The organism is Vicinamibacterales bacterium (assembly GCA_041659285.1).
Classification (GTDB): domain Bacteria; phylum Acidobacteriota; class Vicinamibacteria; order Vicinamibacterales; family UBA2999; genus 12-FULL-67-14b.
Window position 1 is genome coordinate 1 of sequence record JBAZYO010000019.1, and the last position, 13,641, is coordinate 13,641.

General features: G+C 66.8%; 16 protein-coding genes. 6 read left to right on the plus strand and 10 right to left on the minus strand.

The window, feature by feature from the left end:
• From WC815_21865 to WC815_21890, 6 genes are all read left to right on the plus strand, one after another.
• Positions 1-220: hypothetical protein (locus WC815_21865; GenBank protein MFA5911433.1), on the plus strand; the 220-nt coding region annotated here is incomplete at its 5' end.
• Positions 213-1,169: a KpsF/GutQ family sugar-phosphate isomerase gene (locus tag WC815_21870; protein MFA5911434.1), complete on the plus strand. Its 957-nt coding sequence runs from the start codon at positions 213-215 to the stop codon at positions 1,167-1,169. The genes WC815_21865 and WC815_21870, both read left to right, overlap by 8 nt.
• 72 nt (positions 1,170-1,241) lie before the next feature.
• A complete protein-coding gene (locus WC815_21875) occupies positions 1,242-2,465 on the plus strand; it encodes a tetratricopeptide repeat protein (protein ID MFA5911435.1) in 1,224 nt (407 codons plus the stop codon).
• 171 nt (positions 2,466-2,636) lie between these two features.
• Complete coding sequence (locus tag WC815_21880; protein ID MFA5911436.1) at positions 2,637-3,086, plus strand: hypothetical protein; 450 nt, start codon at positions 2,637-2,639, stop codon at positions 3,084-3,086.
• Positions 3,083-3,511, plus strand: a complete 429-nt coding sequence (locus tag WC815_21885) for a hypothetical protein (protein MFA5911437.1) — start codon at positions 3,083-3,085, stop codon at positions 3,509-3,511. Before WC815_21880 ends, WC815_21885 begins: the two co-directional genes overlap by 4 nt.
• A complete protein-coding gene (locus tag WC815_21890) occupies positions 3,508-3,915 on the plus strand; it encodes a hypothetical protein (GenBank protein MFA5911438.1) in 408 nt (135 codons plus the stop codon). Before WC815_21885 ends, WC815_21890 begins: the two co-directional genes overlap by 4 nt.
• Here WC815_21890 and coaE read toward each other — a convergent pair.
• The 10 genes from coaE to WC815_21940 form a co-directional block, all read right to left on the minus strand.
• Complete coding sequence (gene coaE, locus WC815_21895; protein ID MFA5911439.1) at positions 3,890-4,501, minus strand: dephospho-CoA kinase; 612 nt, start codon at positions 4,499-4,501, stop codon at positions 3,890-3,892. The two genes, WC815_21890 and coaE, sit on opposite strands and share 26 nt — an antisense overlap.
• 14 nt (positions 4,502-4,515) lie before the next feature.
• Positions 4,516-5,508 carry a bifunctional 5,10-methylenetetrahydrofolate dehydrogenase/5,10-methenyltetrahydrofolate cyclohydrolase gene (locus WC815_21900; protein MFA5911440.1) on the minus strand — a complete coding sequence of 331 codons (993 nt, stop codon included), beginning with the start codon at positions 5,506-5,508 and terminating at the stop codon, positions 4,516-4,518.
• Positions 5,460-7,172 carry an amino acid permease gene (locus WC815_21905; GenBank protein ID MFA5911441.1) on the minus strand — a complete coding sequence of 571 codons (1,713 nt, stop codon included), beginning with the start codon at positions 7,170-7,172 and terminating at the stop codon, positions 5,460-5,462. Before WC815_21905 ends, WC815_21900 begins: the two co-directional genes overlap by 49 nt.
• 99 nt (positions 7,173-7,271) lie before the next feature.
• A complete protein-coding gene (gene thiE, locus WC815_21910) occupies positions 7,272-7,940 on the minus strand; it encodes a thiamine phosphate synthase (protein MFA5911442.1) in 669 nt (222 codons plus the stop codon).
• Positions 7,897-9,267, minus strand: coding sequence for an acetyl-CoA carboxylase biotin carboxylase subunit (gene accC / locus WC815_21915; GenBank protein MFA5911443.1), 1,371 nt, complete (start codon positions 9,265-9,267; stop codon positions 7,897-7,899). Before accC ends, thiE begins: the two co-directional genes overlap by 44 nt.
• 3 nt (positions 9,268-9,270) lie before the next feature.
• Positions 9,271-9,732, minus strand: a complete 462-nt coding sequence (gene accB, locus WC815_21920) for an acetyl-CoA carboxylase biotin carboxyl carrier protein (protein ID MFA5911444.1) — start codon at positions 9,730-9,732, stop codon at positions 9,271-9,273.
• Positions 9,733-9,742: 10 nt separating this feature from the next.
• Positions 9,743-10,852 (minus strand): Xaa-Pro peptidase family protein, encoded by a 1,110-nt coding sequence (locus WC815_21925; protein ID MFA5911445.1) that lies wholly within the window; start codon positions 10,850-10,852, stop codon positions 9,743-9,745.
• The gene (locus tag WC815_21930; GenBank protein ID MFA5911446.1) at positions 10,852-11,679 is read right to left on the minus strand and encodes a tetratricopeptide repeat protein; all 828 of its coding nucleotides are present in this window, start codon (positions 11,677-11,679) and stop codon (positions 10,852-10,854) included. Before WC815_21930 ends, WC815_21925 begins: the two co-directional genes overlap by 1 nt.
• Before the next feature lie 9 nt (positions 11,680-11,688).
• Positions 11,689-12,972: a PKD domain-containing protein gene (locus WC815_21935; GenBank protein MFA5911447.1), complete on the minus strand. Its 1,284-nt coding sequence runs from the start codon at positions 12,970-12,972 to the stop codon at positions 11,689-11,691.
• A gap of 24 nt (positions 12,973-12,996) precedes the next feature.
• A complete protein-coding gene (locus WC815_21940) occupies positions 12,997-13,641 on the minus strand; it encodes a hypothetical protein (GenBank protein ID MFA5911448.1) in 645 nt (214 codons plus the stop codon).

Genomic DNA, 13,641 nt, shown 5'->3' on the forward strand with positions numbered 1-13,641 from the left:
ACTGCCGGGCGCCGGCGACGGCGTGACGGCGGGCCTCGCCCAGTACATCGAGCCGATGTCGCAGGCCGGCGTCGCCGCCGGCGTGGACGGCGTCTTCATGGAAGTGCACGAAGAGCCCAGCCGCGCGAAGAGCGACGCCGCCAACGCGCTGAGGCTGGACCTGCTCGAACCGCTCATGCGGCGCCTGGTTGCCCTTGATAAGATCGTCCGGCATGCCTGACCTGACACTCGCCCGCAAGGTCCTCCAGACTGAAGCGGCCGCGATCCTGGCGCTCGTTGATCGCCTCGACGACCGGTTCGCGCGGGCCGTGCTGATGCTGCGTGACTGCAAGGGCCGCGTCATCGTGACCGGCATGGGCAAGTCCGGCATCATCTGCCGCAAGATTGCCGCCACGCTCGCCAGCACCGGCACGCCGGCGTTCTTCCTGCATCCCGCCGAAGCGGTGCACGGCGACCTCGGCGTGATCCAGGCCGACGACGTGGTCGTGGCGATGTCGTACAGCGGGGAAACCGAGGAACTGACCCGCGTGCTCGAGACGCTCAAGCGCATCGGCGCGCCGCTGATCGCGATCACCGGCGACATCAAGTCGACGCTGGCGCAGGCGGCCGACGTGGCGCTCGATTGCCGGGTCTCGGAAGAGGCGTGCCCGATGAACCTGGTGCCGACGGCCAGCACCACCGCGGCGCTGGCCATGGGCGATGCGCTCGCCATGGCCGTGCTCGTCGAGAAGGGCTTCAAGCCGGAAGACTTCGCCAACCTGCACCCCGGCGGCAAGCTCGGCAAGAAGCTGATGCGCGTCGAGCAGCTGATGCACAGCGGTGACGCCCTGCCGGTGGTGCAGCTCCACACCGCGATGCGGGACGTGATCTACGAGATGTCGCGCAAGGGCCTGGGCATGACGTCGGTGGTCGAGAAAGACGGCACCCTCGCCGGCATCATCACCGACGGCGACCTGCGGCGGAAGATGTCGTCGGCGAACGTCCTCGAGCTCACCGCGCGCGACGTGATGAGCGTCAACCCCGTCACCATTCCGCACGACACCATGGCCGTCGAGGCCCTCGCCATGCTCGAACAGCGCAAGATCACCTCCATCGTCGTCATTGACGCCAACCGCCGCGTCGAAGGGGTCGTGCACCTGCACGACCTCTGGCGCACGGAAATGGTTTAATGGCGGCCATCTTCGTGTCCCCTCAACCCCGCTCCGCTGTCGCGGGGCCATCATCAGGACGAGAGTAGGCACTTGGGCCTCGGCGACTCACTCCCCTTACTCGTCGCGCTCGTCGCCCTGCTGGTCGGCCTGGCCGTCGGCAAGGGGTGGGAACGCTACAAGCTGCGCGACGGCCGCTGGATCGATCGCCGCCGCGCGCGCGATTCGCACCACTACGTGCTGGGCCTCAACTTCCTCGTCTCGAACCAGATCGACCTGGCCATTGAGGAACTGAGCCAGGCTACCCGCGTTGACAGCGACGCCCTCGAAATCCACCTGATTCTAGGCAACGTGCACCGCGAGCGCGGGCAGGTGGCGCGCGCCATCCAGATCCACCAGGCGCTGCTCCAGCGGCCCAAGCTGACCAAGGTGGAGCACGCCTACATCCTGTTGTGCCTGGGCCTCGACTTTAAGCGCGGCGGCTTCGTCGATCGCGCGCTCGAGGCCTTCAACGAAGTGGTCCGGATGGACCCCAACAACCAGTACGCCCTGCTCTACCTGCAGAAGCTCCACGAGGAGCAGCACCAGTGGGCGGATGCACACCGCATCCGCAAGCAACTGGTCGCCCTCAGCGGGCCCGACACGCAGCCGCGTAACCAGGCCATTCTCGCCTTCCTCGAGAACGCGCTCGGCAGCGAGGCGCTGGGCGTCGGCGATCGCGGCCGCGCCGCGCGGCACTTCGAGGAAGCCATCGAGCTGGACGCCGGCACGGTGCCAGCCTTCCTGAACCTGGGCGACGTGCGGCTGATGCAGGGCGACCTGGCGGGCGCGGAGACCGCCTGGGACGGGCTGATGACGCGCTCGCCGGAGCGGGCCTACCTCGCGTTCGGCCGCCTCGAGAAGCTCTACGAACAACTCGGCCAGCCGCGCAAGTTCGAGGAGCGGTGCCTGCGCCTGATTACCGCCAATCCGCAGGACTGGCGCGCCCGCCTCGCGCTCGGCGGCCACCTCGCCAAGCGCGGCCGCGACGCCGAGGCGTTCGAGTACCTGATTGCCGCGCTCGAGCACAATCCGCATGGCCTTACCGTGCACCAGGCGGTGTGGGGCGTGCTGCTCAAGCTGGATCTCAGCCGCACGCTCGTGCAGCGCTACATCGAGTCGGCGCGCTCGTCGGTGTTCTTCCTCGACCCGCACGTGTGCGTGAAGTGCCATTACCGCAGCACCGAGCTGTTGTGGCAATGCCCGCATTGCCACGAGTGGAATTCATTTGTCGAGGAACGCATCGCGCCGGCGCAGGAAGCCACCGTCGAGATGTGATTTGCCGGTGGCAGTTGTGTGGCAGTTGTAAATTACATTTGCCACATTCATCGCGCCGTCGTCCGCTTTCGGTTACACGATCGACCGCACCAGGAGACAGCGTCACGAGCGAACGTAACGACCTCCCACCTTGACGGTCCGTGGCAGGGCTCTTGCTACGCCGTCAGCGTGATGAAGCTGCGCGTTCTCCTTCCTGCTCTGCTCGGATCCGCGCTCTCGATTGCCGGCTGCGACAACACCAACTCGCCCACGTCGGCGACCACCACCGACACGACGACCACCACCACCATCGCGTCGCCGACGTTCACGGAGGAGTTCATCGGCACCGTCCCGGTGTCTGGCTCGGCGTTCTACTCCTTCTCCGTGACCACCTACGGCACGGTCACCGCCACGCTGACCAGCGTCAGCGGGACGTATGTCCCATCCTCCGTCACGCTGGGACTCGGACTGGGCGTCCCCAGCGGCGAGACCTGTGCGGTCACCAGCAGCATCAACACCACCAAAGGGTCGTCCGCCCAACTCTCGGCCACCTACCAGCCAGGCGTGTACTGCGTGATGGTGTCAGACGTCGGCAACCTGTTCTCGGCAGCCACAGTCGCCGTCACGATTGCATACCCATGACGCGGCCTGCTCTCGTTCTCCTGTGCGCTGCGCTCTTCTGTGCCGGATGCGGCGACGACCTTGAGACGCCGACGTCGGCGTCAAGCACGACGGCCACCACGCCCACCACCAGGCTGTTTGCTGGCGTGGTCCAGGTCAGGGGCAGCAGGTTCTACTCGTACACGGTGAGCACGCCCGGCACCGTCACTGCGATGTTCGCGAGCCTTGCCACCGGTACGGGCGCCGTCGCGCGCCACCAATTGGAGTTGGGAATTGGGATCCCGGCCGGCACCGGATGCGCGGTCCGGCAGGTCATCAACACAGCGCCCGCGCTCGTCCCCCAACTCACGCAGGAGGCAGTTGCCGGCACTTATTGCGTCAACATCGCCGACACCGAGGGACTTCCGGCATCGATGAACTTCGCAATCAGGATCGTGCACCCATGACCCGTCGTCTCGTCCCAGTAACGCTGCTGTTATGCGCCATGGCCGGTTGTAGCGACACCGTGACGTCACCGACCGCGGTGACGGCCGACGTCGAGGGCACGTTCACCAGCCAGCTGGTGCCGGGGGGCGCCGCGTCACGCGCGTTCGTCGTTGCGTCTCGCGGCGCCGTGAGCCTCACCTTGTCGTCAACGACACCCGCCGGCATCATCATCGGCCTCGGCGTTGGCATTCCGCAGGCCAATGGTGCGGGGTGCACGCTCAACACGAGTGTCGAGACGGCCGCCGGGGCGACGGCGCAGGTAACTGTCAACGCTGAGAGCGGGACCTACTGCGCCAAGGTCTACGACGTGGGGAACCTCACCACGTCGCCGGTGCCGTTTACGCTCTTGATTTCCCGGCCGTAAGCTTGACGATCAGCGCCTGAATCTGCGCGTCGGTCTCGTCGAAGGTGCCATCGGTCTTGATCACGAAGGTGGCTTTTTCCACCTTCTTCTCAATCGGCCACTGCGCCGCCAGGCGGCGGTCGGCGTCTTCCTTGCTCAGCTTGTTGCGCTCCATCACGCGCTGGAGTTGCATCGCCCGCGGGCACGCGACGACGATGACCGACTCAAACTGCTTCTCGCGGCCGGTCTCAAACAGCAACGGGATGTCGGCGACGGCGCACGGGGTCTTCTTGGGGAGCGCGGCGAAATACTTGTCGATGGCCTTCTGAACGGCCGGGTGGATGATGGCCTCGAGATCCTGGCGGGCCCGCTTGTCCTTGAAGATGATCTGCCCGACCCGGACGCGGTCCATGGTGCCGTCGCGGCGGATCACATCAGGGCCGAACCGCTGCCTGACCGCGGACAGCGCGGGCGTCCCGAGCGCCACCACCTCGCGGGCGAGCACATCGGCATCGACAATCGGTACACCGGCGGCGCGCAGCCGGTCGGACACGTAAGTCTTGCCGGTGGCAATCCCACCGGTGAGCGCAATCTTTCGGATCGCCATAATGCGTGTGGCGGCTAGCTCGGCCGCCCCCCATCCTTCCGCAGCTCCGCTGCAGTCACCGTGTTCCGCAGGACCATCGCGATGGTCAGCGGGCCTACTCCGCCGGGCACGGGTGTGAATGCGCCGGCGACCTCTTCCACCTCGGGATGCACATCGCCGACGAGCACGCTGCCCTTCTCGGCGAATTGGGCGCGCTTCCGGCTGCCTTCGGCAAAGCAGCGAAACACCTCGGCCTCGTCGGTCAGCGTGTTGATGCCCACATCAATGATAGTCGCTCCGGGCTTGACGTAGTCACGGGTCACGAAGGCCGGGCGGCCGATGGCCGCCACCAGGATGTCGGCGGTCCGGGCCACCGCCGGCAGGTCCACGGTCCGGGAATGGCACACCGTCACGGTCGCGTCCCGGTGCAGGAGCAACAACGCCATCGGCTTGCCGACGATGTCGCTGCGGCCAATGACCACGGCGTGGCGCCCCCTGAGGGGAATGCCTTCCCGCTCGATCAATTCGATGCAGCCGAGGGGGGTGCAGGCCACGAGGGTCGGCCGCTTCTGGACCAGCAGGCCCACGTTATAGGGGTGGAACCCGTCCACGTCCTTGGCGGGGTCAATGGTGTCGAACACCTGCTGCTCGCCATCCGCACCCATCCCCTCGGGGAGCGGCGACTGCACCAGGATCCCGTCAATGCTCTCGTCGTCATTCAACTTGCGGACGAGGGCGAGGGCGTCAGCGAGGGGCGCCGCGGCGTCGAGGCGGAACAGCTCGGCCCGGCAGCCCACGGCGGCCACGGTCTTCAACTTGTTGCGGACGTAGATCTCGGAGGCAGGATTCTGGCCGGCCAGCACCACGGCCAGTCCCGGGGACCGGCCATGGCGTTGGACAAACGCGGCGACACGCGGCGCAATTTCGTCACGAATACGTCCGGCGCAGGCAGCGCCGTCTAGCCGTCGTGCCGCCAGATCTAGCCCTTTTCTCCGGAGGCCTTGGTCAGGCCAAAGCCGACGGCCCATACCGCTGCCGCCACGACCAGGAACTGCAGGCCGAAGGTGTCGGCCTGTTCGGCGGTCACGCCAATCTCGGCCCATTTCGCCGTGGTCTCGTTGGTGATGCCGAATTCCGTCATGTAGCCGAGCACGGCGATGCATGCGGCATTGAAGATCAGCAACAGGCCCAGGGTGTTGACGAAGTTCGCCAGCGACTGCATGGGCGTCCGCTTGGCCGATTCCGAGGCATTCACCAGCGGACTGTGCGTGCGGCCGTAGAACCAGTAAATCACCATGCCGATGTCCAGCCACACCAGGAAGCGGACCCAGGTGAGGATCGGCAGGCTGAGCATCAGGTACGAGCACGACAGGATGCCCAGGACCGGGAAGATCGGGCCGAACGGCACCTTGAAGGAGCGCTTGGCGTCGGGCCGCTTCACGCGCAGCACCAGCACGGCGGCACAGACCACCACGAACGCGAACAACGTGCCGATGCTGGTCATCTCGCCGACGACCTGGATCTGCGTCAGGCCGGCGACAATTGCGACGATGACGCAGGTGATGATGGTCGTGATGTAGGGCGTGCCGAAGCGGGGGTGAACCTTGCTGACAGCCGGCGGCAGCAGGCGGTCGCGGCTCATCGCGAAGAAGATGCGGGGCTGGCTCATGAGCATCACCAGCATGACCGACGTGATGCCGGCGACGGCGCCGGCCGAGACGAGGCCTGCCGCCCAGTCTTGCCCGATGATGCTCAGGGCGTAGGCGACCGGCGCGTTCAGGAACCGCATGGACTCGGCCGCATCCACCATCGCCACACCAGGCAGCGCCTCGGCCAGGGCCCGGTAATGGACCACCGGGACGATGCCGGTCAGTACCGCGCCAACGGCCAGATACAGCACGGTGCAGACGACCAGCGACGCGATGATGCCAATCGGCAGGTCCCGCGTCGGGTTCTTGGCTTCTTCGGCGGTCGTCGAGACCGCGTCGAAGCCGATGTAGGCGAAGAACACCACGGCCGCCGCGGCCATGATGCCCGGCCAGCCATACGGCGCGTACGGCTGCCAGTTGGCCGGCTCGACGTAAGTCGCGCCCGCCGCCAGGAAGAACAGCACCGCGACCAGCTTGATGGCCACCATGACGGCATTGAAGCGCGCCGATTCACGAATGCCGACCACGAGCAGCACCATGATGAGCAGCACGATGATCACGGCCGGCAGGTTGATGATGCCCAGGGGGGGCGCCGCGGCAATCGCCAGGGGCAGCTCAATCCCGAAGCCCGCGAGCAGCCGCTGCATGTAGCCGCTCCAGCCGATGGCCACGGTCATCGAGCCGACGGCGTACTCGAGAATCAAGTCCCAGCCGATCATCCAGGCGACCAGCTCACCCAGCGTGGCGTAGGCGTAGGTGTAGGCGCTGCCGGCGATCGGAATCATCGAGGCGAATTCGGCGTAGCACAGGGCCGCGAACGCGCAGGCCAGGCCGGCGGCCAGGTACGACAGCGTAATGGCCGGTCCGGCCTGGTTAGCCGCCGCCGTTCCGGTCAGCACGAAGATGCCGGTGCCGATGATTGCGCCAATACCGAGCAGCGTGAGATCCCATGCTCCGAGGCTGCGCCTGAGCGCCTTGCCGCCGTGTTCGACGTCGCCGACGAGTTGCTCGATCGACTTCGTCTTGAACAGATTCGAATCCATTCCGCCTCCAAAAACGTGGTCGGACCCGTTCCCTTTACGGGGATTCGGGTGGCTGGCAAACCCCGAGATTATATGGGGAATCGCTCAGCTTTGCGCCGGTTACCTTAAAGCCTGAATGAATTCGCGGGCGCGTGCTTCCGGATCGCCCTTCAGCAGATCGCTGATCACCGCCACAGACGCGGCTCCGCTGGCAATGACCGCGGCCGCGCGGTCAAGCGTGATCCCACCGATGGCGACGACCGGGATGCCTCTGGCGGCCGCGGCGAGCGCCACCCGGCGCACGGTGTCGAGCCCCACGGCGTCGTAGCCAGTTGCCTTGGTGCCGGTGCCGAAGGCCGGCCCAATCGCAATGTACGACACTGGCTCGTCGAGCGCCGCCGTCCACTGGGATTCAGTGTGTGTGGAAAGACCAAGCCATGACGCCGGCCCCACCACCGTCCGCGCGTCCCGCGGTGTGAGGTCGTCCTGGCCGACGTGGAGGCCGTGCGCGCCGGAGATGGCGGCGATGTCGGCCCGGTCGTTGATGACCACGGTCGCGCCCGCGGCGTTCGCGTCGGCCACCACGGCATGGGCCAGGTCGAGAAAGGCGCCGCTCTCCCAGGTCTTGGCGCGCAACTGCACCAGCCTGACGCCGGCCGAGAAGAACGCGCGGGCCACGGCCACGGGCGCCTTCCCCGCCCGGGCGCACGCCTCGACGTCCACGATGGCGTAGAGGCGCGGCGGGCTAAGCGGTCTCGGCGAGCTTGGTGGCCTTGGGCTTGGCGGCAAAGCGCTCCATGAAGTGCGTGCTGAGCCGTCCGGCGATGAAGTCGGGATCGCTGAGGATCTTGAGGTGCAGCGGGATCGTGGTCCGGATGCCCTCGACCACCGACATCTCGAGCGTGCGCTTCATGCGCGCGATGGCCTCCTGCCGGTCGCGGCCATGCACGATGACCTTGGCCACCATCGAGTCGTAGTACGGCGAAATCAGGCACTCGGAGTGGGCGGCGGTGTCCACGCGCACGCCCGGGCCGCCGGGCACGCTGAAGGCGTGAATCATCCCGGGCGACGGCACGAAGGTCTCCGGGTCCTCGGCGTTGATGCGGCACTCCATGGCATGGCCGGTGAAGGTCACTTCGCTCTGCTTGAAGCCAAGCCGGGCGCCGGCGGCAATGCGAATCTGTTCCTTCACGATGTCGATGCCCGTCACCATTTCGGTGACCGGGTGCTCGACCTGCACGCGCGTGTTCACTTCCATGAAGAAGAAGTTGCCCTTCTCGTCCATCAGGAACTCGAAGGTGCCGGCGTTGGTGTACTGCACCGCACGGGCGGCGTCGACGACCACGGCGCCCATCTTGCGGCGGACCTTTTCTGACACCGCCACCGACGGCGATTCCTCGAGCAGCTTCTGGTGCCGCCGCTGGATCGAGCACTCGCGCTCGCCGAGGTGCACCACATTGCCGTGATGGTCGCCGAGAATCTGGAACTCGATGTGGCGCGGCGAATCCAGGTACTTCTCGATGTAGACATCGCCGACGCCGAACGCCGACTCGGCCTCTCGCTGGGCGGTCTTGAACGCGTGCGGCAGCTCGCCCGGGTTCTTGACGATGCGCATGCCGCGTCCGCCGCCGCCGGCCACCGCCTTGATGATCACCGGGTAGCCGATTTGCTGGGCGATCTTGATCGCCCGCTCTTCACTTTCCACCGGGCCGTCGCTGCCCGGCAGCATCGGCACGCCCGCCTTCTTCATGGCGCGGCGCGCCTTGGCCTTGTCGCCGAGCAGGCGAATGACGCTCGGGTCGGGGCCGATGAAGCGGATGTGGCAGGCCTCGCACACCTCGGCGAGGTAGGCGCTCTCGGAGAGAAAGCCGTAGCCGGGGTGCAGGGCGTCGGCGCCGGTGATTTCGGCGGCGCTGATGATCGCCGGCACGTTGAGGTAGCTGTCGCTGCTGCGGGCGGGGCCGATGCAGATGTCTTCATCCGCGAACCGCACGTGCAACGAGTTCTCATCCGCCTCGGAATAGACGGCGACGGTTTTAATGCCCAGCTCGCGGCACGCGAAAATCACGCGCAGCGCGATTTCTCCACGATTGGCGACGAGGATCTTCTTAAACATAGGTTAGGTAGTAGGACGAATCGCGAACAGGCGCTCGCCGTATTGCACGGCCTGGCCGTTCTCCACGTAGACGCTCGTGATCTCGCCGTCGTATTCGGAGTCGATCTCGTTCATCAGCTTCATGGCTTCGATGATGCAGAGCACCTGGCCCTTGCGGACCACGTCGCCCACCGAAGCGAACGCCTTGGCGCCCGGCTCGGCGGCGCGATAGAACGTGCCAACGATTGGCGACTTCACAATCGCCAACTCCCCGCCCGCTTCCTCGGCGGCGGCGGCCGTCGGCGGCGCGGGGGCCGCCACCGGCGCCATCACCGGCGCGGGGGCCGCAACATGCGGCACGGCGACCACGTGGTGGCTCGTCCCGCTCTTGATGCGGATCTTGACGCCGTCATGTTCCAGCTCGAACTCGCTCAGCTCGTTCGCCTTGATGAATTCGATGAGCTGCTTGATCTCGTCCAGTGTCATGTCAGGTCGCTCACATCAGCCGCGGCACGTCGGTCAGCCACTCGGCGCCGCCCGTCGTCACCACGACGTCATCTTCGATTCGCACGCCGCCCCAGCCCGGAATGTAGGCGCCGGGTTCCAGCGTGAAAACCATTCCTGCCTCGAGCGGCTCCACCGGGAGCCCGGCTCGCCGGCGTCCCACCCGAGGGCGTTCGTGCACCTCGAGGCCAAGGCCGTGACCGGTGCCGTGGCTGAAGGCCTCGCCCAGTCCCGCCCGCTCCAGCACCTGCCGGGCGGCGGCGTCTACTTCGCTGGCCGGGCGTCCAATGCGAACGGCCTCGAAGGCCGCCTGCTGCGCCGCTGCCACGTCGTTCAAAAGTCCTCGTGCCCTCTCCGAGGCCGGCCCGATCACGATCGTCCGTGACAGGTCCACAGCATACCCGTCGAGCATGCCGCCGAAATCCAGCACCACGAAGTCGCCCGCTTCGAGCCGACGGTCGCCGCTCCGGTAATGGGGAAAGGCTGAGTTCGGCCCGGACGCGACGATGGTATCAAACGCGGGCTTGTCGAACCCGACCCGCCGCAGTTCCACCTCGATGGCGGAGGCGACGTCGCGCTCGCGCATTCCCGCTAACGCATTTGGGATTATACACTTAGCGGCTTCCGAGAGTCTTCCGCCGGCGTCCCGGAGGCGCCCGGCCTCCCAGGAATCCTTCACCACCCGCAGGCTTTCGATCAGTCCGTCGGTCGCTTGCAGCCCCCCGGGGGCGGTCCGCGCCGCCAGGTCGGCATGTTGCCGGAACGTCATGTGGTCGCCCTCGAAGCCGACCCGGCCGGCGCCGTAGCGGCTGATCGAGGCGGCCAGGGCCTCCTCAAAACTGCCGGCCGCCGGCACCAGCGTCAGGTCCAGATTGCCGAGGTCGTCCCGTCGATCCGTGGCCGGGCCCAGGTAGCGCCCATCCACGAACAACCGCAATTCGTCCTGCCCCACGACCAGCGCGGCGGTCGAGGCGAACAGGCCGGTGAGGTAGGCGATGTTAGGGAGGGACGTGACGAGCAACGCGTCCAGGGAATGGGCGCGGAGGCTATCGCGCAGCCGGGCGTGCCGAGCCCGGTGTTGTTCGGCGGGGGCGACGTGCATCAGGCCCGGTCGTGCTGCCGGCGGTCGGCGACGATCGCCGTCAGCCAGTGGTCAAGTTCCAGGATGACGGCCGTCTGCCGTCGCGCGGCACGGTGCGCCCTGGCGGCCTTCTCCTCCGCGGCGCGCTGTTCCGTGCGTTCCGCTTCTTCCGCGGCGCGTTGTGCCGTGCGCGCTCGTTCTTCCGCGGCGCGTTGTTCCGCTCGTTCCCTGAGCTCCCGCTCGACTTCGGCGAAGGTGTCCTGCGCGTGATGGGCGAGGTCCACGGCCTCGATTTGGCTGGGGACCACGAATTCGGGTGGGGGCGGAGCCGCCGGACCCGGGAGCGGCTCGGTGTCGCCCAGTCGCTTCAGCAGGGCCTCGAAGTCGAAGAGGTCTTCGACCTTTACGGGCGACGGCGGCACCAGCACCGGCGCGGGCGCCACCTGTTGGGAGAGCCGTTCGACGGAATCTTCGAGGTCGGGGTCGAACTGGGCCAGTTGCAGAGCGCGCTGGTAATGCGCCAGCGCCTGGGCCATGTCCCCGCGCTGCTGATGGATTTCCGCGAGGCCGCGAATCGCCGGCAGGTTGGTGGGCGCCTGCTGCACGACGGTCGCGAGTTCCACCGCGGCGTCGTCCAACTGCCCCACTTCGAGCAGGGCCCGGCCCAGGGTTACGCGCGCGGAGAGGTAGCCGGGATGATGGGCGAGGCCAGCCCGGCAGATGCCAATGGCTTCATCGGCGGCACCGGCGCGACGGCACTCTTCCGCCAGCTGCGCAAAAGCAATCGACGCCGGGTCGGCTTGGACCCGGCGTCGAAGGTCGAGGATTCGTGGATTGTCGGCGGCCACGATCCGAGTTTACGGTGAAACTATGACGGACACCGATTTTGTCGCGGTTCGACCAAGGCTGTCTGTCACCGTCACGCTGGCCACAACCGTACCGCTGCCTCCGTAGGTGTGCGTCTGGCTCGAGCGCGTCACCGTTTCCTCCGTGCCGTCGCCGTAGTTGAACTTGTAGCTCACGATCGTGGCGCCGGTGCCGGGCAAGCTCGCGCTGGCGTCGAATGCGACCGTCTGGCCGGCGCGTGGTGTGGCGGGCAGGAAGGTCAGCACCGCCGTCGGCGCCGAGCCGGCCGCACCGACAACCAGCGATTGGGCCGCCTGGCCGACTGAGCCGATCTCGTCGGTGACCGTCAGTGCGATCTGATAGGTCCCGATGCCACTGAACCGATGCGCCACAGAGATTCCACTCGACGAGGTTCCATCCCCGAAATTCCATCCGTAGTTGACAATCTTCCGTCCGGTTCCGGCAGCCGGCTGAGACTCTTCAGCCGTGAAGAAGACGTCCTGGTTAACCCCGGCAGGCGTCGGTGAGATGCGCATCACCGCCGTCGGCGGGGCGGCGGCAGCCACGGCCAGCGCCTGGCTTGAGGTTCCCGTCAAGCCGCGCGCATCAGCAACCGACAGGACAACGTTGAACGTGCCGGCGGAACGATAGGTATGGGTTGTGTTGATACCGGCGCCACTGGTGCCGTCACCGAAGACCCACGAATAGGTGCACCGGGCGCCGCAGGCGACCCCTTCATCGGTGCTGGTTGAGGCATCAAAGTTCAACGCCACGTTGGTCGTGACCGGCGTGGGCGTCACGACGAAGGCCGCAACTGGGGCGCCGTTCGGGGGAAGGATGACCCCCGGAGGGATCACGTTGATGTCCACCTCATGGCTAACCTCGCCACGGAAGTCGCCGCCGACGGGACTGATCGCGATTGTGACCCTCGTGCCGGTGCCGACGGACTCCGCCGGCCGGGCCGGCGAGGTGTAGACGAATACGGCCGTGCCGTCGCTGCCGGTCCTGAGGCTCTTCGGTGCCAAAGTGCCAAAGTCGATCGCGACTCCATCGACGAACATTTGCGCGCGCAGATCCAATCCCGATATCGGCCTGCCGTCGGGACCCTTGACCGTCGCCGTGATCCTTGACGTCGAGTTGTCCTGCAGGATGCTGTCCGGCTGCGCCAGCAGGTTGATGGACGTGGCCATCGTGGACGGGCCCGCCAGGCTGGGCGGCTCCACGTCCTTGACGGTGCAGCCGGCGAGCAGCGTGAGGGCGAGGGCGCCCGTTGCGGTGACGAATGAAGTTCGCATGATGTCAGTACCTGTCGCTCTCGATTACGGCTCGTCGCCGAAGTCGCCGAACTGCACGTCAATCGTGCCGCTCACGGAGACGTCGTTGCCGGCCTGGTCGTGGCCGTAGAACGTGACCTCGGCAATCACTGAGATGAAGCGCAGGCCGCCGCCGTCAATCAGGTTCCGCAGGGGCGGCTCCGATTTCGACTGGTGGCGGACCAGGTCGAAGTTGATCGCCGCCGACGAGCCAATCGGGATGGTCGCCGTGGTGCCGCCGTCGAAGCCGAACGGCACGTCGATGCCCTCCCGGTTCTGGCCGTCGGTGCGGCGGAACCGGACGCGGTAGCGATTGATCGTGATGGAGTTGATGGCGCTGGGCGCAGTGGTGCTCAGCGCGTTCTTCATCGCAGCGCTGATGGTCGCCTGGCCGAGATCGTTGAAGATGGTTGGGCTCTTCACCGTGACACCGCCGACGATCACGTCAACGAGAGTCTGCACGTCTGAGAGTAGGCTCGAGGTGAAAGTGCTGGCAGTGGCGCTGCCGCGCGCCCCGGTGACGCTCTCCATGACGAGGAACGACGGGCCGCTGCCGGTGCGGGCCAGGTCGGCGCACGAGGCGGCCGACAGCACGCTGACGGCCACCGCCAGTGCTCCAGTCGCGTAACGAACAAGCTGAGGTGTTCTCAT